General features: G+C 59.1%; 19 protein-coding genes. 5 read left to right on the forward strand and 14 right to left on the reverse strand.

Features of this window, described 5'->3' with window-relative positions:
* Nucleotides 1–3 precede the first annotated feature (3 nt).
* From JWS10_RS07970 to JWS10_RS07980, 3 genes are all read right to left on the reverse strand, one after another.
* Nucleotides 4–1,383, reverse strand: a complete 1,380-nt coding sequence (locus JWS10_RS07970) for an aldehyde dehydrogenase family protein (protein WP_299506139.1) — start codon at nucleotides 1,381–1,383, stop codon at nucleotides 4–6.
* Between the two features lie 81 nt (nucleotides 1,384–1,464).
* Entirely contained in the window at nucleotides 1,465–2,829 is a 1,365-nt protein-coding gene (locus tag JWS10_RS07975; protein ID WP_299506141.1) for a glutamine synthetase family protein, read from the reverse strand.
* Between the two features lie 98 nt (nucleotides 2,830–2,927).
* Nucleotides 2,928–3,698, reverse strand: coding sequence for an N-formylglutamate amidohydrolase (locus JWS10_RS07980; RefSeq protein WP_299506144.1), 771 nt, complete (start codon nucleotides 3,696–3,698; stop codon nucleotides 2,928–2,930).
* A 186-nt stretch (nucleotides 3,699–3,884) separates the two neighbouring features.
* On the opposite strand from JWS10_RS07980, the gene JWS10_RS07985 reads away from it, so the two are divergent.
* Nucleotides 3,885–4,754, forward strand: coding sequence for a MurR/RpiR family transcriptional regulator (locus JWS10_RS07985; RefSeq protein ID WP_299506146.1), 870 nt, complete (start codon nucleotides 3,885–3,887; stop codon nucleotides 4,752–4,754).
* A gap of 43 nt (nucleotides 4,755–4,797) precedes the next feature.
* Here JWS10_RS07985 and JWS10_RS07990 read toward each other — a convergent pair whose 3' ends face one another.
* The 8 genes from JWS10_RS07990 to JWS10_RS08025 all read right to left on the reverse strand — a co-directional run bounded on the left by JWS10_RS07990 (nucleotide 4,798) and on the right by JWS10_RS08025 (nucleotide 13,129).
* Nucleotides 4,798–5,694: a DMT family transporter gene (locus JWS10_RS07990; RefSeq protein WP_299506148.1), complete on the reverse strand. Its 897-nt coding sequence runs from the start codon at nucleotides 5,692–5,694 to the stop codon at nucleotides 4,798–4,800.
* 115 nt (nucleotides 5,695–5,809) lie between these two features.
* Nucleotides 5,810–6,745: a glyoxylate/hydroxypyruvate reductase A gene (locus JWS10_RS07995; RefSeq protein WP_299506150.1), complete on the reverse strand. Its 936-nt coding sequence runs from the start codon at nucleotides 6,743–6,745 to the stop codon at nucleotides 5,810–5,812.
* Nucleotides 6,746–6,768: 23 nt separating this feature from the next.
* Nucleotides 6,769–7,392 carry a DUF1345 domain-containing protein gene (locus JWS10_RS08000; RefSeq protein WP_299506152.1) on the reverse strand — a complete coding sequence of 208 codons (624 nt, stop codon included), beginning with the start codon at nucleotides 7,390–7,392 and terminating at the stop codon, nucleotides 6,769–6,771.
* 4 nt (nucleotides 7,393–7,396) lie between these two features.
* On the reverse strand, nucleotides 7,397–8,536 hold the full coding sequence (gene rodA / locus JWS10_RS08005) for a rod shape-determining protein RodA (RefSeq protein ID WP_299475503.1): 1,140 nt from the start codon (nucleotides 8,534–8,536) through the stop codon (nucleotides 7,397–7,399).
* A gap of 3 nt (nucleotides 8,537–8,539) precedes the next feature.
* A complete protein-coding gene (gene mrdA, locus JWS10_RS08010) occupies nucleotides 8,540–10,525 on the reverse strand; it encodes a penicillin-binding protein 2 (RefSeq protein WP_299506154.1) in 1,986 nt (661 codons plus the stop codon).
* Between the two features lie 10 nt (nucleotides 10,526–10,535).
* Nucleotides 10,536–11,126: a rod shape-determining protein MreD gene (locus tag JWS10_RS08015; RefSeq protein WP_299506156.1), complete on the reverse strand. Its 591-nt coding sequence runs from the start codon at nucleotides 11,124–11,126 to the stop codon at nucleotides 10,536–10,538.
* Nucleotides 11,119–12,051: a rod shape-determining protein MreC gene (gene mreC, locus JWS10_RS08020; protein ID WP_299475512.1), complete on the reverse strand. Its 933-nt coding sequence runs from the start codon at nucleotides 12,049–12,051 to the stop codon at nucleotides 11,119–11,121. The genes JWS10_RS08015 and mreC overlap by 8 nt, the downstream gene beginning before the upstream one ends.
* A 40-nt stretch (nucleotides 12,052–12,091) precedes the next feature.
* Nucleotides 12,092–13,129 carry a rod shape-determining protein gene (locus JWS10_RS08025; RefSeq protein ID WP_054007360.1) on the reverse strand — a complete coding sequence of 346 codons (1,038 nt, stop codon included), beginning with the start codon at nucleotides 13,127–13,129 and terminating at the stop codon, nucleotides 12,092–12,094.
* A gap of 301 nt (nucleotides 13,130–13,430) precedes the next feature.
* Here JWS10_RS08025 and JWS10_RS08030 point away from each other — a divergent pair, with 301 nt between their 5' ends.
* The gene (locus JWS10_RS08030; RefSeq protein ID WP_299506158.1) at nucleotides 13,431–14,192 is read left to right on the forward strand and encodes an SDR family NAD(P)-dependent oxidoreductase; all 762 of its coding nucleotides are present in this window, start codon (nucleotides 13,431–13,433) and stop codon (nucleotides 14,190–14,192) included.
* Between the two features lie 32 nt (nucleotides 14,193–14,224).
* Here JWS10_RS08030 and JWS10_RS08035 read toward each other — a convergent pair whose 3' ends face one another.
* Nucleotides 14,225–15,856: a 2-isopropylmalate synthase gene (locus tag JWS10_RS08035; RefSeq protein WP_299506161.1), complete on the reverse strand. Its 1,632-nt coding sequence runs from the start codon at nucleotides 15,854–15,856 to the stop codon at nucleotides 14,225–14,227.
* A 434-nt stretch (nucleotides 15,857–16,290) separates the two neighbouring features.
* Between JWS10_RS08035 and JWS10_RS08040 the strand changes: the two genes are divergently transcribed.
* The gene (locus tag JWS10_RS08040; protein ID WP_366943521.1) at nucleotides 16,291–16,968 is read left to right on the forward strand and encodes an SDR family NAD(P)-dependent oxidoreductase; all 678 of its coding nucleotides are present in this window, start codon (nucleotides 16,291–16,293) and stop codon (nucleotides 16,966–16,968) included.
* Between the two features lie 12 nt (nucleotides 16,969–16,980).
* Here the strand turns inward: JWS10_RS08040 and JWS10_RS08045 are convergent, their stop codons facing one another.
* Nucleotides 16,981–18,465, reverse strand: a complete 1,485-nt coding sequence (locus tag JWS10_RS08045) for a 2-isopropylmalate synthase (RefSeq protein ID WP_299506163.1) — start codon at nucleotides 18,463–18,465, stop codon at nucleotides 16,981–16,983.
* A 158-nt stretch (nucleotides 18,466–18,623) separates the two neighbouring features.
* Between JWS10_RS08045 and JWS10_RS08050 the strand changes: the two genes are divergently transcribed.
* Both JWS10_RS08050 and JWS10_RS08055 read left to right on the forward strand, forming a co-directional pair.
* Complete coding sequence (locus tag JWS10_RS08050) at nucleotides 18,624–20,282, forward strand: NAD+ synthase (protein ID WP_299506213.1); 1,659 nt, start codon at nucleotides 18,624–18,626, stop codon at nucleotides 20,280–20,282.
* A 10-nt stretch (nucleotides 20,283–20,292) separates the two neighbouring features.
* Nucleotides 20,293–20,604 carry a YnfA family protein gene (locus JWS10_RS08055; RefSeq protein WP_299506166.1) on the forward strand — a complete coding sequence of 104 codons (312 nt, stop codon included), beginning with the start codon at nucleotides 20,293–20,295 and terminating at the stop codon, nucleotides 20,602–20,604.
* A 94-nt stretch (nucleotides 20,605–20,698) separates the two neighbouring features.
* Here JWS10_RS08055 and JWS10_RS08060 read toward each other — a convergent pair whose 3' ends face one another.
* Nucleotides 20,699–21,373: a hypothetical protein gene (locus JWS10_RS08060; RefSeq protein WP_299506169.1), complete on the reverse strand. Its 675-nt coding sequence runs from the start codon at nucleotides 21,371–21,373 to the stop codon at nucleotides 20,699–20,701.
* Nucleotides 21,374–21,487: the final 114 nt, after the last annotated feature.

Genomic DNA, 21,487 nt, shown 5'->3' on the forward strand with positions numbered 1-21,487 from the left:
CGGTCACACCTTCTTCAAATGGTAGGATTTCGGCCGCGTGACCGAGTGAAAGCCGAGATAAGACAGCGAGCCGCCGCGCCCGGTGTCTTTGCAGCCAGTCCAGCACAGGGCCGGGTCAAGATAATCGGCGCGGTTCATGAATACGGTGCCAGTTTCGATTTGTTGGCCCAAGGCTTCGGCGGTTTCATAATCTTCGGTCCAGACCGAGGCGGTTAGGCCGTAGGGGCTGTCGTTCATCAGTTTGAGGGCTTCGGAGTCGTCTTTCACCTTCATGATGCCAACGACCGGGCCGAAAGATTCCTCCATCATCACCCGCATTGAGTGATCGACGTTGACGAGGATTTGCGGGGCAAGATAGGCGCCGCCATCATCGGCGGGGAACAGGGCGGGGTCGATCAGGGCCTTGGCACCTTGAGCGATAGCTTCGGCGATTTGGCTGCGCACCACGGCGGCGAAACGTTTGTTGGCCATCGGGCCGAGGGTGCTATCGGCGTCGAAGGGGTTACCAAGTTTGAGAGTTTTCACCCAAGCAACGGCTTTTTCGACAAAGGCATCGTAAAGGGATTCGTGGACATAGATCCGCTCAATACCGCAGCAACATTGGCCCGCGTTATACATCGCGCCGTCCATCAGCGTATCGACAGCGGCGTCTAGATTGGCATCGGCACGAACATAGCCGGGGTCTTTGCCGCCGAGTTCGAGGCCCAAAGGCGTGAAGGTGCCAGCCGCCGCACGCTCCATCGCCTGACCGCCGCCGACAGAGCCAGTGAAGTTGACGAAGTTGAAGGCACGGTTGGCGATCAGATGCTCGGTGGTGGCATGATCTAGCACGACGTTCTGGAAAACATCTGCCGGGATGCCGCCTGCGTGGAAGGCTTCGGCGATCCGCTCGCCGACCAGCATGGTTTGGCTCGCGTGTTTCAAAATGACAGTGTTGCCTGCGATCAGGGCCGGGACGAGGGTGTTGATCGAGGTCAGGTAGGGGTAGTTCCACGGGGCGACGATGAAGACCACACCCAAGGCATCGCGGGCGATGTAACGGCGAAATTTATCGCTGTCTTCAACCATTTGCGGGGCGAGAGTTTCGGCGGCGATTTCGGACATATATTCGGTGCGGGCGTTGACGCCGCCAAACTCACCGCCGAAGCGCGTGGGGCGACCCATTTGCCAAGCGATTTCCTCAACCACCACGTCTTTCATTGCGTTCAGCTTTTCGACACCGGCTCTGACCAGCGCGATGCGTTCAGCAAGCGGACGCGCGGCCCACGCCTTTTGCGCAGCTTTCGCGCGGGCGGCGGCGGCTTTGGCTGCATCCAGCGACAGCGGCATGCGTTCGGCATAGACCGAGCCGTCGACCGGCGAAATCAGTTGTATCGGTTTCATCTTGTCGTTCCTTGAGGGGCAGGTTTCACTCTGCCAAATATTCGGCTAGCACGGCGAGGGCGGGGGATGCCCGCCCCAGCTTTACGCGCGTTCGAGCAGGCGTTGCACTTCAAAATCGGTCACAACGCGGTCGGTTTCCGAAATCTCCCACTGAGCGGCGTGGTGGTAGTGCTCCACCACATCGTCGCCAAACGCTTCACGCAGCATTTTGGAGGTGTTTAGCAAAGCTGCCGCTTCGCGCAAGTTGTGAGGGATTTCGCGGATGCCGGCGGTGTTATACATATCGCCGGACATTTCCGGCTCCAGCTCCATCTTGGCTTCAATGCCCGCCAGACCTGCGGCTAGCAAGGCGGCGCAGGCGAGGTACGGGTTCACGTCAGAGCCCGGGATGCGACATTCGACCCGCACGGCCTTGGTGTGCACGCCGCAGACGCGGAAGCCTGCGGTGCGGTTATCAGCGGACCAAACGGCTTTGGTGGGCGCAAACATGCCGACGGTGAAGCGTTTGTAGCTGTTGACGTAGGGCGCGAGGAAGGCGGTGATTTCTTGCGCATGGGCGAGTTGACCGGCAAGAAAATGCTTCATCGTCGCCGACATGCCGTGCTTGTCGTCGTGGTCAAAGAAGCTGGCCTCGCCGTAGCTGGTCCACAGGCTTTGGTGGATATGGCTGGACGACCCGGCCTTGCGGTGATCGTATTTCGCCATGAAGGTCACGGATTTGCCCTTGGTGAAGGCGATTTCCTTGATGCCGTTTTTGACGATGACATGGTTGTCGGCGGTGTCCAAAGCGTCAGAGTAGCGGTAGTTGACTTCCTCTTGCCCCGCATCGGCTTCACCTTTGGAGTTCTCAATCGGGATGCCTGCACCATAAAGCCCGTTGCGGATCGCCCGCATCACGTCTTCTTCTTTGGTGGTCTGGAAGATGTGGTAATCTTCGTTGTAATTGCTGACCGGTTTCAGATCACGCAAGCCGCCGTCGCGCAGATTTTCGTAGGAGTTTTCGAACAGGTAAAACTCCAGTTCGGTCGCCATCATCGGCTCGAACCCCAAGGCGCGGGCGCGAGCGACTTGCTTTTTCAGGATCGCGCGGGGGGAGTGCGGGATTTCAACGCCGTGGTGGTCCAGCGTGTCGCCCAACACCAAAGCCGTGCCCGGCAGCCACGGAATATGGCGCAGCGTTGACATATCCGGTTTCAACACATAGTCGCCATATCCGGTCTGCCAGCTTGACGATTTATAGCCCTGCACCGTGTTCATTTCCATATCGACGGTCAACAGGTAGTTGCAGCAATGGGTTTCCTGCCAGCCACTTTCAACAAAGAACGCGGCGTGAAAACGCTTGCCCATCAGGCGGCCTTGCATGTCGATGCCAGCCACCAGAACGGTATCAATCTCACCCGCCTTGACTGCGGTTTTCAAGTCTTCGAGCGTTAAATTGCCGGGCATATCCGGGATCTCCACTGATGGTTTCCCCGTCTGTTGCGGGGTCTTTTCATTTTGGGGCTAAGGCCCCAGCGAGATATTCTTTCGGTACACTTGTGGCGTCAGCTTGCCTTGGCCTGCCGCTGTATCTCGACCAGACCCATGTTCAGCACTGGGGCGAGTTGATCCGCCATCGCATTAACCGACGCGGGTGCTGCGATCAGATCGTTGCGAATTTCCAGCATCGCGTTGGGCAAACCGTAAGGTGTCGCCTGCAGGCGCAAGGTATGCGTCACATTATCCGCCGCCGAATAAGGCGCGTTCAGATCGGCGTGCAGTCTGGTGAGTTTATGCGCGGCATCAAGGATGGCCACGGCAAGATGCGGATCGGCATCATGGATCACGCCAAATTCGAGGTGGCGAGGTTTGCCGTGAAAGATCGGGGTGAAAGAGTGGATGGTGATCAGCACCGGGTGACGCCCCAAAGCGATGCGCTTGGCGATCAGGGCGTGCAGGCCAGCAGCCCACGGCAGATAGACGGCTTCGGTGCGGGCCAACCGCTCGGACGCCGAGATCGTGGCATTGCCGGGAATGTCGTAAACCTCTGAGCGTGCTGGCATCGCACCGGGCATATCTGGCGCGCGGTTGCAATCGTAGACCAGACGGCTGACCGGGGCATGGATCAAGGTCGCATCAAGTCGCTGTGCCAGCCTGCGCGACAGGGCTAAAGCACCGGGATCCCAAGCAATATGCGCTTGGCGCTGGGCGAGGGTCAGGCCGAGATCGTTGTAGGCAGGGGGAATCAAGTTTGAGGCGTGTTCGCAAACCAAAATGATCCGGCTTGTCGCCGTTTCATTCTCAATGACCGGCAAAAACTGCTCGGGTTGTGTCACGGTTGGTTTGACTTTCGTTGTGGGTTGTATCCCGCGAGTCAGCCTCGGATACGACGCTTAATTGAGTTCAGGCTCACCCTTTGCGGCATTCCTGTCAAGAATGTTTCTTGTGGGGCGGCGCTGATACAATCTTTTCCAAATCGCACAATCTGCGATAGCATTGGAAGGACACGGGGGGAGATTGCGATGGATGCGACACTGCCGCTGGACGAGCAACTGCGCGGCGCTATGCCGGATTTGACGCGGGCCGAACGGCAGTTGGCAACGCATATCCTGTCGCATTACCCGGTGGCGGCGCTGGGCTCGATTACTATTCTGGCGAAAGCTGCTTTGGTCTCGACACCTACGGTGGTGCGGTTGGCGCAAAAGCTGGGCTACAAGGGCTATCCCGATTTTCAGGCGGCTTTGCGTGGCGAGGTCGAGGCGATGTTGATTTCGCCTTTGGCAAAGCATGATCGCTGGGCGGGCGGGGTGCCGGATAGTCATATCCTCAACCGATTTGCCGATGCGGTGATGGCGAACTTGCAAGCCACTTTGGGGCAGATCGACCATGCGGGGTTTGATGCCGCAGCGGTGTTGCTCGCCGACCCTGCGCGGCATGTGTTTGCGATGGGCGGGCGAATTACGCATTCGATGGCGGATTACTTTACCTCGCTGATGACGATTGTGCGGCCGCAGGTGACGCTGCTGTCGGATAGTTCTTCGACTTGGCAACCGGCGTTATTGGATATGCAGGCGGGGGATGTGCTGTTGGTGTTCGACATTCGCCGCTATGAAAACGCCGTGCTGCAAGTGGCGGAAATGGCGAAGGAACGCGGGGCGGAGATCGTGCTGATCACTGATCGCTGGATTTCCCCGGCCTCAACCCATGCGCGGCACACCTTGGCCTGCCATATTGAGGCACCCTCGGCTTGGGATAGCAACGTGTCGCTGATGGTGTTGGTTGAGACTTTGCTGGCAGCGGTGCAAGATTTGACGTGGGATGTCACCGAGGGCCGGATGAAACGGCTGGAGGAGTTGTACGCGCGGACGAGGTTTTTTCGCAGGCATCGGTGAGACGGTTTAGCGGTGTTTTGCAATGTTTGGGCGTCCGTTTCGCCTAGCTGAACGCTGAGGGCGGCGCGGTGGCGGGTGCTCGTTGAAACCGTCCGCCGTAGGCGTTCAGCAATACCGCTGCCATCAGGACGGCTCCGCCGATCAGGGTGCCGCGCGATACTGTCTCATCCAGCAGTAACCACACCCAGACTGGGGCCAGCAGAACCTCAACCAGTGACAAAAGGGTTGATTGTGCGGCGGGGACGACTCGGCTGCCGAGGGTGTAAAGCAACATGCCGCCGGTTAGCGTTATGGCTCCCATCAGGGCGGAGATTGCGATTTCGGGTAGTGGGACAAGCACGGGTTGGCCGAGTAGAATAAGGGCTGCGGCAGCTGCGATCATCGAAAACAGGCCGCCTAGTGCCACCGCAGGCATCATGTTGGCGAGCTTGCCCCAGCGCAAAGCCACTGTGAAAATCGCAAAGCCCAAAGCTGATCCGAGTGCCGCGATATTGCCGTCCATCGCACCGCCTGCCAGTCCGCCGCCGACCATTACAAGAATGCCCAAAGCCGCCAGAACAATCGCAAACCATGTCAGCGGGCTTACCCATTCGCCCAGCAAAACACGGCCCAAAATTGCGGCAAAGAACGGTGAGGCCGCGAACAGCAGCACGGCATTGGCGACGCTGGTGGTCTGAAACGCATAGATCGCACCACCAAACGCCGCGACCAAGCCGCAGCCGCCGAGCACTCCTGACCAGCCTACCGAGCGTATTTCGCCCCAGAAACTGCCGCGCGCGGTGAAAGCTATCCACATGCCGAGCACAGGCAGCATCCCGGCAGAGCGCCAGAACATGATCGCCCAAGGTCCGGCCTCGGGGATCAGCCGGATGATCAAGCCTTGGGTTGACCACAGCACACCGGCCATAATGATCAAAAATGCGCCGGAGAGATATGTCATGCTGGCCCCTGTTTTGACTTTAGGCTGGCGGCGTGTCGTGGATAGGTCTTGCCTGTTCCCGACGCTTGCCGTGCTGATCCACCAGAAACGTCGCAAGGGTGCGATTTCCGTTTGGTTAGTAACCGAAAACGCGGTCCACCACATGCAAAAGCGGCAGGCCAGCCTCGCCGCGTTTGATGTTTTCGACCAACACTTTCGCAGCCCCGGTTGCGCGGGTATCGGCTGCGATATGCGGGGTGACGGTGACGCCGGGATGGCTCCAGAACGGGTGATCTTGCGGCAATGGCTCAATGCGGAACACGTCAAGCGTGGCGTGGCCGACTTGGCCCGAGTCCAGTGCCGCGATCAGGGCTTCGTCGTCAATCAGCGGCCCACGTCCGGGGTTCAGGATGAACGCGCCGGGCTTCAGCATCGCCAGCCGCTCGGCGTTTAACAGGTTTTCGGTTTCGGGGGTTTTCGGCAGCAAAGTCACCACGATATCGGCGTTGCGCAAGGCGCTCTCTAGTCCTTCAGCGCCATGATAACCCGGGATGCCCGGGGTCACCTTTTTGTCAGTCCTGCTCCATCCCACGACGCGGAAGTTCAACGCGGCGAGGGCTTGGGCGCAGGCCGAGCCCAACGCGCCCATACCCAACATCGCTACCTTACGTTCGCGGGCCAGCGGTGGGCAGGTCGCGTCCCAAACATGGTCGGGATTGATGATGTGACGGTCCATGCCAAGATGATGCCGCAGGGCGTGACCTACCACCCATTCCACCATGCCCTCGGTCAGACTGTTATCGACCATGCGGCACAAAGGTTGAGTCAGGGTTTGGTTGCCGACGATGCGTTCGACCCCGGCCCACAGGCTTAGAACGGCTTTGCAATTGGTGAACGGGGTGAAATCCTGCAATGGGGCAGAGGGCGCGTAGATGATGTAGTCTACGATCGCAGGGTCGGGGGCGTCGATGACAACATCTGCGTCAATGCCCGCATCGGCAAGCAGTTGCGGCAGCAGGGTGCGATATTCCTCCCACACGGCGGGGGCAGAAAAAAACACGGTGAGGGTCATCGCAGGCTCCTGAGAAAATTGCGTCAGCTTGCACCGGTTACCGCAGCATTCACCGCCAGCGCCAGAATGATTGTGTTGTAGAAGAATGAGCCTACGGAATGCAACAGCACGACTTTGCGCATCTCCGGCGAAGTTGTGGTGACGTCGCTGACCTGTGCCGTCATGCCGATGACGAAGGAGAAATACAAAAAATCCCAAGAGCCGGGCTCTTTGCAACCGGGGAAATCCAAACCAGCTGGGGCGTCTTTGTCGCGGGGCTGGTAAAACAGATAGGCGTAGTGGAACGCTGCTAGCACATGCACCGCAGCCCAACCCAGCGGCACCGAGCCCAACGCCAGAAACCGCGCCGAGCTGCTATCATTGGGCGCACTCAGCACCAGAATGATAGAGGTTAGGCTGATCGCGCCAGCAACGACGGCGAATAACAAAATCGCCGCCGCTCCGGCATCGGTTTGTTCGGCATGATTGCGCAGTTCATCCGGGGTAGTGGTGACAGCGAAGTGGAGCATCATCACCAAGTAACTGACAAAAAACGCGTTCGCCGCTGCCAGCACACGCAATTCAAACGAGAGTGGCGTGAGTTGCACCAGCAACGCCACGACGGCACCGATGACAAAGGCTATTACAAAGCGGACGTGGCGTTTCATCGGGCTACCTCGGTCTATGCACAATAGCGCTTTGCACCAAGCCGAAGGCCAGCAAAATCACCAGGGTCGCCGAGCCGCCGTAGGACAGCAGCGGCAGCGGCACGCCCACCACCGGAGCCATGCCCATCACCATCGCAAGGTTCACCGCGAGATACAGGAAGAAGTTCATCGCCACGCCGACGATCAACAGCTGGCTGAAGCGGTCCTTATTCTGGATCGCGGCGATGATGCAGAACACCAAGACGAGGGTGTAAAGTGCCAGCAACGAAATCGCGCCGATGAAGCCGAACTCTTCGCCCAAGGTGGTGAAGATAAAGTCGGTGTGCTTTTCTGGGAGAAAGTTTAGCCGGCTTTGGGTGCCCTGCATAAAGCCTTTGCCTGCCCAGCCACCTGATCCCAAAGCGATCTTGGCTTGGATGATGTTATAGCCAGTGCCAAGCGGATCAGCGGATGGATCAAGAAAGGTATGGATGCGCTTGTATTGGTAATCGTGCAGCAACTGCCACGGCGTGCCTTCCGACATGATCACTGCAGTGATACCGCCGCCGCCGAGGGCGGTGACCGCGCCGAAATACCATAAGCTGACGCCGGCAGCGAACATCACGCCCGCTCCGGCCAAAATCAGCATCACCGCGGTGCCAAGATTGGGTTGCTTCAACACCAGATAGGTCGGCAGCAGAATAAGCACAACCGGGATCAAGACCCACAGCGGGCTTGAGATTTTCTTGTCGTCCAGCCAGTCATAATAGGCGGCCAGCATCATCACCAGAGTGACTTTCATCAACTCGGACGGCTGCAAGCGCATGAAGCCGAGATCAATCCAGCGCTGCGCTCCCATGCCGACAGCGCCGAAGAAATGCACCACCAACAGCAGCACCATTGCCAGCAGATAAGCCGCGCCAGAGGTGCTGCGCCAGAACCAGATCGGGACAAAGGCGACGAACATCAACAAGCACAACCCCGCGCCAAATCGCTTCATCTGCGGCAGTGCCCATTCGTTGATATCGCCGCCCGCGATGGAATACAGCATCAACCAGCCAATCGCCGCGATGGCGGTTAGCACCAAGATCAGTGCCCAGTTGATGTAAAACACTTTTGCGATGCCGCTGGGGGCGAGCTTAAGGCGGTATTCCAGAAAGCTCATGTCTTACACCTTCGACGGCGCGGGTTGGGTGCCGTCTGGCAGGCGCAGTTGCAGAGTGTTGAGCAAATTTTCCACGCGCGGACGCTGGTCCGCAGGGTAAGCGGTCAGCGGCGGCATACCGCCCGTCAGCGCCCGCAGCAGAGCATCGCGGGCAATCGGGCCAGCCACAAGCGAGCCGCCGCCGCCGTGTTCAACCACAACCGAAACCGCATAGCGTGGAGCCTCGGCGGGGGCAAAGCCAACAAACAGCGCGTGGTCGCGAAGCTTCCACGGTAGGTTCTCATTCTTGGTGGCACCGCTGCGCTTTTCGGCATCGGAAAAGTTGCGCACCTGTGCCGTGCCGGATTTGCCGCACATCCGCATACTGTCATCAGCGATACGAGAGCCGCGCCCGGTGCCGTGCGGGCCGTTCATCACTTCAAACATGCCCATCTGAACCGCGCGCAGTTTTGAGCCGTCAAGGCCAAGTCCCTCAACCGCGGGTATCGGCACTGCGATATCATTGACCGAATGGATGATGCGTGGCGCGATCTGCTTGCCCGATGCAATGCGCGAGGCCATAACCGCCAGTTGCAGCGGCGTTGCGAGAACATAGCCCTGACCGATAGAGGCGTTGATCGTATCTCCGATTACCCATTCCTGCTTGTACCGTTCAAGCTTCCACGCCTTGTTTGGCATTTTGCCTTCCGAGATCGCCGACATTGGCAGATCGTGACGCACACCGATGCCCAGTTTTTTCCCGGTTTCGGCCATCTTGTCGATGCCAACGCGCTGACCAATATCATAAAAGAACACATCGCAGCTTTCGGACAAGCCGCGTTTGAGATTGACCGGGCCATGTCCGCCGCGTTTCCAGCAGTTAAAGCGGATGCCGCCCATCTCGATATGGCCGGGGCAGCGTACCACAGTGTTCTCGTCGATGACTCCTGCCTCCAAGGCGGCCAGAGCTGTTACCATTTTGAAGGTAGAGCCCGGTGGATAAGCGCCTTGCACCACTTTATTGGCTAAGGGGCGATGGTCATGTTCGGTCAGGGCAGAGTAGTCGGCGCTCGAAATCCCCCGCACGAACAGGTTCGGGTCAAACGACGGCGACGATACCGCGGCAATGATGTCGCCGTTGTTCACATCCATCACCACGCAGGCGGCACTTTCTTCGCCCAGACGCGCCTGAACAAAGTTTTGCACGTCGGCGTCGATGGTCAGGCGGAGGTCTTTGCCTTTCAAACCCTCTTGGCGGTCCAATTCGCGCATGACGCGGCCAACGTGGTTGACCTCAATCCGCTTGGTGCCCGCTGTGCCGCGCAGAGTGTCTTCCATCCATTTCTCAACGCCGATCTTACCGATCTGAAACTTCGGGATCATCAGCAGGGGGTCGATGTTTTCGCCAGTCTCTTGTTGCTTATCGCGCAGGTCTTGCAGGTCTTTTTCCGAAACCGGTCCGACATAGCCGACGATATGTGCGAAATCAAAATCGCGCGGGTAGAGGCGGCTTAAGCCAGCTTCCGGCGTCACACCGGGCAGGGCGGGGGCATTAATGGCGACTTTGCTGAAATCATCCCAATCCAACCGCTCTGCCACGGTGATCGGCACGAAGGCGGAGTTCACCTTCGGGTTCAGCTCTTTCATCGCGTCGGCGATGTCTTCAGCCGTCATCGGGATGATGTGGCTGAGACGGTTGAGCACCTCTTTCACCTCATCATCGGTCTTGCCAGCATTTTCGCGGGTGATAACCACGCGGTAATTCTGTTCGTTGCCCGCGATCAGCTTGCCGTTGCGATCTTGGATCAGGCCACGCGCCGGAGGGATCAGCCGGATGCTGACGCGGTTTTCTTCGGCGAGCAGGCGAAACTCATCGGCTTGTTCGACGCCAATAAACCGCATCCGCGCGCCCAATGCGCCGACCATCGCGGCCATACAGCCACCCATGAACAAAGCCCGCCGGGTGACCGAGCGGGAGGTGGCCTCAGTATCTCGGGGGGCGCGTCTCATAAACTAACCCTCACATTCTTCTCCCGTAAGCATCAACTTCACCCATCGCCGGCTTGTGCAGATCGAGCACATAGCGCGACAGGAACACCACCACAGGATAACACAGCACCGACCAAACCACTTGGATCATTGCAAAGCCAAAGCCAGTTTGGGGCACCATCACCATCGCGAAGGTCAGCCGATAGATCACCAACATGGCGACCATCAGACCTGCGACCAATAGCCATTCCACCCCGAAGTTCAACTCACGAGTCAGTGCAACCCGACCTCGCACAAACTCCGACGCCAGCAACACAAGTGCAGTCCACAGCCCCGGCGGTCGGTCGAGCAGCATGTCTTCCAGCAAGACCACAGCGGCGATCAGCAGGGCAGGCAGGTAATCGGGGCGGCGCATTGTCCAAGCAAAGATCACGCACAAAAGCAAATCCGGCCCCGGAGTGCGGTTTAGCCAGACGGTAAAGCGGCACCAATTTTCGGCCTCGGCGCAATCGGACATCATCGCCATCGGCAGCGGCAGCAACCGCCAGAACAACAGCAGCAGCGCGATGCCGACGAACAAGGCGCGGTGCAGCCAGACCTCACGCGCGGCGGGATCAACCATTGCTGCCCCCTGCGGTTTCGGCGTCAGGTTCCGGCGTTGTTGGCGGTTTTGGCGGGCCTTGCACCGGGGGCGAGGTTACCAAAGCACCCGGATCTGTGATCGGCGTCAATTCATGGCTGCGCAACACGCGCAGGAACTCGAGGCGCTGATAGTCGGCGGATAGCGCCACCCGCAGCCGCTTGTCGGTGCCTAAAACCACCGATCCGACCAGCAGCCCCGACGGAAACATCCCACCATCGCCGGAGGTTATAACCCGATCGCCGGGACGCACCTCATCGGGGTCTTCGAGAAAATCGAGCGGCGGCAGGTCAGAATTATCGCCCGAAAGCAGCGCCTTTTGCCCCGAGGGCTGCACCGTGACCGGCACCCGGCTGTTGCTGTCGGTGAGCAAAATCACGCGGCTGATCTGCTGGCCCACGCCGGAAATGCGACCGACCAGCCCGATGCCATCCATCGTCGCCCAGCCATCTTTGATGCCATCGCGTGCGCCGACGTTCAGCAGCACCGATTGGCGGAAGGGTGACCCGCTGTCGGCCAATACCACCCCCGTCACATGCGTTAACATCGGGTCCAGACGAACATGGTTGAGGTCAAGCAGCCGAGCATTCTTCTGCTCCAACTGCAACGCGGCCTCTTTCCACGCCTTCATCTGGCGCAACTCCTCGCGCAGCTGCTGGTTTTGCTCATAGAGCCGTGAGTAGGATTGGTAATTGTCGAGCACCCCCGCCGTCCAAGTTACCGGAGCCGCCGCCCACTGGAAACTCGGCACAAAGCGGTCTACCAAAACCGCGCGAAAGCGTTCAACCCTTGGGCTGTCGATGCGCCACAGGAAAAAAAGCCCTAGCATCAGCATAATCAATAACCCCACCAACACCCGGCGTAGCGGGCGGTGGAATTCTTCCGGATCAATGCGGTTTCTTGCCATAACTGGCCCGTTTCACTTGAAAGACCGGAAGGCCACCGGCTTAGCTATCGTAGTCGATAACGTGGCGCAGTTGTTTCTCGTATTCCAGCGCCTTGCCGGTGCCCAATGCGACGCAGTTCAGCGGTTCATTGGCGACGGAAATCGAAAGCCCGGTTTGCTCGCGCAAGCTTAGGTCCAGATCGCCCAAAAGCGCTCCACCTCCGGTCAGCATCACACCACGGTCAACGATATCGGCGGCCAAATCGGGTGGCGTGGTCTCCAGAGCCTGCATCACCGCATCACAGATTTGCTGCACGGGTTCAGACAAAGCTTCGGCCACCTGCGCCTGATTGATTTCAGTTTCCTTCGGGACGCCGTTGAGCAAATCCCGGCCGCGAATGGTCATGCTGGCCCCACGGCCATCGTCTGGCATCCGCGCGGTGCCGATGGAGGTTTTGATGCGTTCGGCCGTGGATTCACCGATCAGCAGGTTCTGATGGCGGCGCAGATAAGAGATGATCGCTTCATCCATCCGGTCTCCACCGACGCGCACCGAGCGCGCGTAAACAATATCGCCCAACGACAGAACCGCGACTTCGGTGGTGCCGCCGCCGATATCAACAACCATGTTGCCGGTCGGATCGGTGATCGGCATCCCCGCGCCAATCGCCGCCGCAATCGGCTCGGCAATCAGACCAGCCCGACGCGCACCTGCCGACAGAACCGACTGCCGGATCGCGCGCTTTTCCACTGGGGTTGCGCCATGCGGCACGCAAACGATAATCTTCGGTTTCGAAAACGTCGTGCGCTTGTGCACCTTGCGGATGAAATGTTTGATCATTTCTTCGGCGGCTTCAAAGTCGGCAATCACGCCATCCCGCATCGGGCGGATCGCCTCGATGGACCCTGGAGTACGGCCTAGCATCAGCTTGGCATCCTCGCCCACCGCCAGAACCTGTTTCTTGCCATCTTTGGTGTGGTAGGCCACGACCGAAGGCTCGTTCAGCACAATGCCCTTGCCTCGGATGTATACCAGCGTGTTGGCAGTGCCGAGATCGATCGCCATGTCAGACGAGAAAATGCTGGAGAGGATAGACATCCTGAGGTGATCCTTGGTCCGCGAAAAAGAAACGCCCGCGACTCAGCGATCACCGAGGCGGGCGCTTTCATATAAGACCATGCCGAAGGTAGGGAAAGGCCCGAGCATTTGAGGACGCGCCTTTCCGCCTCGGATCGCCATTTGTCAATTTTCAGACAATTTGGTTGCCCTTTTACGCGCCGCAAGCCAAGAACACCGCACTAATCGGACTATTCTATCCAATGTCGCCTTTAGATGTGCACCGATGCAGACAAGCCAGCTATCATTTACCTATGCGTAACTGCGGATCGAAGTGAGGAATATGTTCGGATTCAACAATCGGGTCGCGCTTGTTTCAGGTGCAGGCAGTGATGAGGGCATTGGGTTTGCCATCGCAACGGCCCTTGTGTCCGCTGGCGCGCGGGTGTGCGTCACAGCCACCAGTGATCGTATCTTTGAGCGCGCGGCGGCTTTGGGTTGCATGGCCCATATCGCCGACCTGACCGATCCTGCGCAAGTTGCGGGACTGTTCGGGGCCGTGTCAGCACAGTTGGGGTCAGTCGAGGTGTTGATCAACAATGCGGGCATGGTGCAAACTGGCAAACATTTCCATGCGGTCAAACTTGCCGAGATGACAGATGCCGACTGGGCTGCACATCTTGCTCTGAACATTGGCACCACGTTTCACTGCATCCGCGCCGCCCTGCCTGCGATGCAAGCGTCTGGTTATGGCCGCATCGTTAATATCGGATCGGTGACCGGGCCTTTGGTGGCAATCGAAGGTGCGTCCGCTTATGCCACGGCGAAAGCTGCGATTACCGGGATGACCCGTTCGGTCGCGCTGGAATATGGCCGCGATGGCATCACTTGCAACGCGGTGCTGCCGGGTTGGATAGCGACTGCGTCATCCAATGAAGCGGAACTGCGCGCGGGTCATGCCACGCCAGTCGGACGACCGGGCAGTCCCGCCGAAGTGGCCGCTTGCGCGGTGTTTCTTGGGTCAGAGGCTGCATCTTACGTCAACGGAGCGATGCTGGTGGTTGACGGCGGCAACACGCTGATCGAGATGAAGGGCGCATTCTAGCGCGGCCCTGCGCAGGGCCGCGCACGCGTCAATCACTGATCCTTGTAGTTGACCGACTTTTTATCGGTATCTGGTGCCGATTTCTGCCGCCGCACCACCAGTTTATTCAGCGCATTCACATAAGCCTTCACGCTCGCCACGACCGTATCGGTATCTGCCGAGGCCCCGGTGACGATGCGACCAGCTTCCTCCATCCGCACTGAAACCGTGGCTTGAGCGTCGGTGCCTTCGGTCACGGCTTGCACCTGATAAAGTTGCAAGCTGGCAGAGTGAGGGAACAGCATTTTCACCGCGTTGAACGCCGCATCGACCGGGCCATCACCTGTGGCATCAATAGAGTGATCCACACCGTCGATGGTCAGGGTCAGTTCAGCCTCACGCGGGCCTTCAGTGCCGCAGACCACGCGCAGGCGTTTGACTTGGATGGTGTCATGCGCATCATTGGTGGCTTCATCGGCGACCAAGGCGAGCAGGTCTTCGTCGTAGACCTCTTTCTTGCTGTCGGCCAACGCTTTGAAGCGCACGAAGACGTCGTTCAACTGGTTGTCGGCCAATTCATAGCCGAGTTCTTTCAGTTTGGAGCGCAAGGCAGCGCGGCCCGAATGTTTGCCCATAGAAATATTATGCGCAGTCAGGCCGATGTCGGCGGGGCGCATGATCTCGAAGGTTTCGATGTTTTTCAGCACGCCATCTTGGTGGATACCGCTTTCGTGCAGGAAGGCGTTTTTCCCGACGATGGCTTTGTTGAACTGCACCGCGAATCCCGAGACGCTGGAAACACGGCGGGAAAGGTTCATAATCTTGGTGGTGTCGATCCCGGTGCGATACGGCATGATGTCGTTGCGGACTTTCATCGCCATCACGACTTCTTCCAGCGCGGTGTTGCCCGCGCGCTCGCCCAAGCCATTGATGGTGCATTCGATCTGGCGGGCACCAGCCTCAACTGCGGCCAAGGAGTTCGCGGTCGCCATGCCGAGGTCGTTGTGGCAATGGGTGGCGAAAATTACTTCGTCGGCGCCGGGCACACGTTCCAGCAACATGCGGATCAGGTCGGCGGATTCGCGGGGGGCGGTGTAGCCGACGGTGTCGGGGATGTTGATCGTGCTGGCACCGGCTTTTATGGCGATTTCCACCACGCGGCACAGGTAATCATGTTCCGTCCGGGTCGCGTCCATCGCGGACCACTGCACGTTGTCGCACAGATTGCGGGCGTGGGTTACGGTGTCGTGGATGCGGGTGGCCATCTGATCCATGTCGAGGTTCGGGATGGCGCGGTGCAGCGGGGAGGTGCCGATGAAGGTGTGGATGCGGGGGGAGGGCGCAAACTTCACCGCCTCCCAGCAGCGGTCAATATCTTTGTAATTGGCGCGGGCCAGGCCGCAGATGGTGGAGTTTTTCGCGCGTTTGGAGATTTCAGATACGGCAGCGAAATCGCCTTCAGACGCGATGGGAAAACCGGCTTCGATCACATCGACGCCCATTTCATCGAGCAAGCCTGCGATCTCGAGCTTTTCGTCGTGGGTCATGGTGGCACCGGGGGATTGCTCGCCGTCGCGCAGGGTGGTGTCGAAGATGATGACTTTAGGTTGAGCTTGCGCCTGTTCGGCGCGGGACGGATGGGATTTAGCGGCATCGGCGCGGGTTTGCGCGGGGGTGTCGGTCATGGGTTTGATCCTTGGAGGGGGTTGCTGCTGGTTGGGCGCTGATCACTTCCGAGCGGTCGCACCCAAGGGCACGCTCAGAAGCGGGTAAGAAGCAGCAGCCCACGGGAAAGCAGCGCGCCGGAAATTGGCGCGATGGGGGTCGAGGCGATGATGGTTTCCCGTGTCATGGCAGCGACTATACGGGGGATTTGTTGGAAGGGAAGGGGGTCGGGGCGAAAAATCGCGCGACATGGTTGGGAAAGGTAAGGGTGCGGCTTGGAAATGTCCCCGCGTGGACAAGGGTTTCGTTTCAATAATTTCAATGGGTTATGAGGGGGTAGTTCATGTTAATTTAACTTTTGCGGTGCGGCGGGAGATGTCAGGAGCTGATGGCAGAGGAGCGCTCACTCCCTGACGCCGACAAAACTGCGGGACTCACTGGCGAGGGGCTGAGTTTGATCTATCTCCGCCTGTGCAGCTTTGGGGGATACAATGCGGGCATTGGTTATTGGGGTCTCGGGCGGGATCGGTGCGGCTTTGGCGATACTTTGGCCGCGAGGGGTGAAGTGGTGGGTTTGTCGCGGTCGGGCGATGGCTTGGATGTGACGGATGAGGCTTCGGTGGCGCGGGTGCTGGGCGGAGTTTCTGGGCCGTTTGATCTTGTGATGATTGCAACCGGAGCCTTGGGCGTGCCGGAGAAGTCTTTGCGGGCGCTGAGTGGGCAGGCGATGTTGGCGCAGTTTGCGGTGAACGCGGTGGGGCCAGCGTTAATTATCAAGCATCTGCTGCCGTTGTTGCCGAAAGATCGCGAAACCCGCGTTGGGGTGTTATCGGCGCGGGTGGGGTCTATTGGCGACAATGCTTTGGGCGGTTGGTATTCGTATCGGGCGGCGAAGGCGGCGCTTAACCAAGTGGTGCATACGGCAGCGATCGAGGTTGCGCGCAGCCATCCGTTGGCGGTGCTGGCTTGTCTGCATCCGGGCAAAGTGGCGACATCGTTTACGGCGGGATATCCCGGCGAAAAAGACGCGCCCGGGCTGTCTGCGGCGCGATTGCTTGCGGTGCTGGACGGATTATCGCCTGCCGAGTCGGGCAGGTTTTATGATTATGCGGGCAAGATCGTAGCGTGGTGATTGGTTTGCCGCTTAAGGATTGACCGGAGCGGCTGCGCCTTCGGCGGGAGCCGCTCCATCAGCCGGTGTAACATCACCGGGGTCAGCTGCCGCAGGTGCGCCTGCCAGTGGGCCGACCATGACGCCCGCCTTCCACATGCCTTCGGAAATCTCACGGCCCTTGTAGGTCAGCTTGCCTGCGCCTTCGCGTTTGCCTGCGACAAAGCCGCCTTCATAGATATCGCCTGAAGGATAGGTCGCAACGCCGGTGCCTTGCATGGCTCCGGCGACCCAATCGCCAGTGTAGCTAAAGCCGTCTGGCTGGGTCAAAGCGCCCTTACCGTCGCGCAGGCCCGCTTTGAAATCGCCTTTGTAAACCGTGCCATCCGCCCAAGTCGCGGTGCCTGCGCCTTCACGCACGCCTGCTTTCCATGCGCCTTCATAGCGGAAGCCATCGGGGTAGGTCATGGTGCCAATGCCCTCGGGCTTTTCCGCCAGCAAAGCGCCGGTATAGGTCGCGCCATTGGCATAGACGGCGCTGCCTTGGCCGGTGATAGCACCGTTCAGCCATTGGCCATTGTAGCTGGAGCCATCGGCATAGGTGATTTTTCCGGTGCCATCGGGTTGATCGGCTTTGAAGCTGCCTTCGTAAACCGAACCGTCGGCATAGGTCATGCGGCCTTGGCCCTGCATTTGCCCAGCCGCCCAATCTCCGGTGTAGCTGCTGCCATCTTTGGCGGTAAATGTGCCTGCGCCATCGCGCTTGTCCGCCTTGAAGCTGCCTTTGTAGACGTCGCCGTTGGCATAGGTCTCGGTGCCCTTGCCAAACCGCAAGCCGTCAACGAAATCGCCTTCATAAACATCGCCGTTCGGCTGGGTGAGTTTGCCCAGACCGTTGATCTGACCACCTCTCCATGCGCCGATATAAACCAGTTTGTTCGGCATGGTCAGCGTGCCAGTGCCTTGGCGCGCGCCGTTGACCAGCGCGCCGATATAGGTGGTGCCATCTGGATAGCGGATGGTGCCATTGCCCTGCTTTTCGCCTGCCTGCCAATCGCCATCATAGCTGTAGCCGTTGGCATCGGTGATCTTGCCTTTGCCCTGATGCTTGCCATCGACAAAATCGCCGACATAGATCGAGCCATTGGCATAATCCGCGCGACCCTTGCCCGTCATCTGGCCGTCTTGCCAATCGCCTTCATAGGTGCCGCCATCGGCGAAGGTTATTTTGCCTTTGCCTTCGGGTTTGCCAGCCTGAAACTGCCCGGCATAAACCGAACCATTCGGATAATGCGCCACGCCCTTGCCGCGAATTTCGCCGCCGATCCACTCGCCGGTGTATTCATAGCCGTTCGGCAGGCGGTAGGTGCCAATGCCATCTTGTAAGCCATTGACGAAGGTGCCCTCATAGACCGAGCCGTCGTCATATTGCTTGCTGATCACCTCACCTGCGTCTTGCGCCTGCGCAGCCCCTGCCATCGCCACCACTATCGCCGCCGCTAAGCCCAAGTTTCGCATCGTCACTATCCCCACTGCCGCGCCGCACCCTAGCCCTGCGATTGGGCTTATGACAAGCGCCTGCCACGCGGCCCGGCAGGTTGGCGTAAAGCCCCGCTTGGCCTTTCACTCGGGCGCGAACCTGCTAGAACCGGGAAAACCTTATGCCGGAGCGTATGATGGCCGCGACTTTCCGCCTGACCCTTGCCCAGTTGAACCCGACTTTGGGTGCGATAGATGCCAATGCCGCCATGGCCTATGAGGCGTGGGTGCAGGGCCGCGATGCCGGGGCGCAGATGGTGGCACTGACCGAGATGTTCATCACCGGCTATCAGACACAAGATATGGTGATGAAACCGGCGTTTCACCGGGATGCGATACACGCCGTTGAGGCGTTGGCGTTGCGGATTGTCGATGGCCCGGCGCTGGGAATCGGTGGGCCTTGCGTGAAGGATGGGCTGCTTTACAACGCTTATTATGTGCTGGAAGACGGCAAAATTGCCGCCACGGTGTTGAAGCATGAGCTGCCGAACAGCGACGTTTTCGATGAAAAGCGGGTGTTCGCCTCGGCTGCGCCGCAGGGGCCGTATCGGGTAGGTCCGCTGCGGATCGGCTCGCCAATTTGTGAAGACGCTTGGCATTCGGATGTGTGTGAAACGCTGGCTGAGACCGGGGCGCAGATTTTGCTGGTGCCGAATGGCTCGCCGTATCATCGGGGTAAGCCGAGCGTGCGGACCAATCTGATGGTGGCGCGGGTGATCGAGACAGGGTTGCCGCTGGTGTATCTGAACATGATCGGCGGGCAGGATGACCAGGTGTTCGATGGCGCGTCGTTCGTGCTGAACCCGGGTGGGGCTTTGGTGGCGCAGCTGCCGCAGTTTGATGCTTGCGTGACGCATGTGGATTTTGAGGAAACTGCGGATGGCTGGCGGGCTCTGCCCGGTATGATGGAGAAGATGCCGATTTCCTATGAGGCGGATTACCGGGCTATGGTGATGTCTTTGCAGGATTATCTGCGGAAAACCGGGTTCAAGCAGGTGCTGCTGGGGCTATCGGGTGGGATTGATAGCGCGATTGTTGCGGCGATTGCGGCGGATGCGATTGGGCCAGAGAACGTGCGCTGCGTGATGCTGCCGTCGCGCTATACCTCACAACACTCGCTGGATGACGCGGCGCAGGTGGCGCATGCCTTGGGGTGTCGGCTGGACACGGTGTCGATCTCCGCGCCGCAAGATGCGGTGGGGGAGGCGCTGGGCGATCTGTTTGCGGGCACTGATCCGGGCCTGACCGAGGAGAACGTGCAATCGCGGCTGCGCGGGCTGTTGCTGATGGCGATGTCGAACAAGTTTGGTGAGATGTTGCTGACCACGGGCAATAAGTCTGAGATGGCGGTGGGGTATTGCACGATCTATGGCGACATGAACGGCGGGTATAACCCGTTGAAAGATTTGTATAAAACCCGGGTGTTTGAGACGTGCCGTTGGCGGAACGAAAATCACCGGGCTTGGATGCTGGCTCCGGCGGGGCAGGTTATTCCACCTCGGGTGATCGACAAGCCGCCGAGTGCGGAGTTGCGGCCGGATCAGAAAGATGAGGACAGCTTGCCGCCTTATCCGGTGTTGGATGCGATCTTGGATGGGTTGGTGGAACAGGAACTTTCGGTGGCGGATTTGGTCGCCAAGGGTTTTGATCGCGTGACGGTGAAGAAGGTCGAGCATCTGCTTTACATCAGCGAATACAAACGCTTCCAAGCCGCCCCCGGCACCAGGTTGACCAGGCGGGCGTTTTGGGGTGATCGGCGTTATCCTATTGCTAACCGTTGGCGCGATAACGGCTGAAGGACGCGAAATGCCGCTGTATGTCCTCGCCGCCGTGCTGGAAATCGCCGGATGCTTCGCCGTTTGGAGTTGGTGGCGTGGCGCGTCTATCGTTTGGCTGATCCCAGCGGCCATCGCTTTGGCGGGATTTGCTTACCTGTTGGCGTTGGCTCCACCAACCCATGCGGGCCGCAGCTATGCGGCTTACGGTGGGGTCTATATCGCGGCATCGGTGGCATGGCTGGCGCTGATTGAACGCACCCGGCCTGATTGGGCCGACCTTGCTGGGGCGGGGCTAGCTTTGGCTGGTGCCGCGCTGATCTTGTGGGCACCGCGCGGCTAAAGCCGCAGTTAACTTTCGCTGGTCACAGGCTTAGACCAAACCCCCAGTGAGGCTGCAGCCTGCGCCGATAAGCGCAGTGCGCGTCAGAGCCTCGCTATTCGATTTTTTCTTCACCGCCTTCTGGTTGCGCGGCTTCTGGTGGCTCGACTTTTGGCACGGCTTTGGCTGGAGCAGGCGCCGCTGCCGGAGGCGCGACGATTTCGATACTGATTTGGAAGGTGCCCGCCTTCTGCGAATTTTTGTCGCGCAGGGTGGTTTCAAGCACATAGCGACCGGGGGCCAGACCTGTCAGCGTGTAGCTTAGATTGGCGGGAAATTCGCGGTTCTGCGCGCGCGATGTCACATCAAGTTTCGCCACCGAGGGCAGTTCTCCCAGAACTTCACCCGCTTCGGTCATCACTCTGAGATCCACTAGAAAGCCAAAGGAATACAGGCCATCGCCGCCTGCTCTATAGCCATAGCCCGAGGGTTCGGCATAAATCAGTATTGGCGCGCCGATCTGATATTTGTCATCTTGCCGGGGATTGTAGATGCCCAGCATGGTGACGGGCGCATCCACCAGTGCCGCCTCGCGGATGGTGATGTCAGGGCCGCTTTCCCAGACGTCCGCCGACAAAGTTGATGCAACCTCAAGCGCGCCCTTTGGATTGCTTGCAGCCAGCAACTCTTCGATCTCAGTAGCTTTATCTACAATCGGCCCCGGAAAAGCCGGCCATGCGAGGCTTGTTGCCAAAATTGCGGCTGCGACGACGCTGGCTTTCTTGAACATGAACGGTTCCTAAACTTTAGATCACAACAGGGCTGCGGTGCATGATAGAAAGTTTTCTGCGCACTGTCCAAGCGGGACGACCGTCGCGGCCAGACTTATGCTTACAATATTTGC

Origin of the sequence: Cypionkella sp. (assembly GCF_028290025.1) — a bacterium.
Classification (GTDB): Bacteria; Pseudomonadota; Alphaproteobacteria; order Rhodobacterales; family Rhodobacteraceae; genus Cypionkella.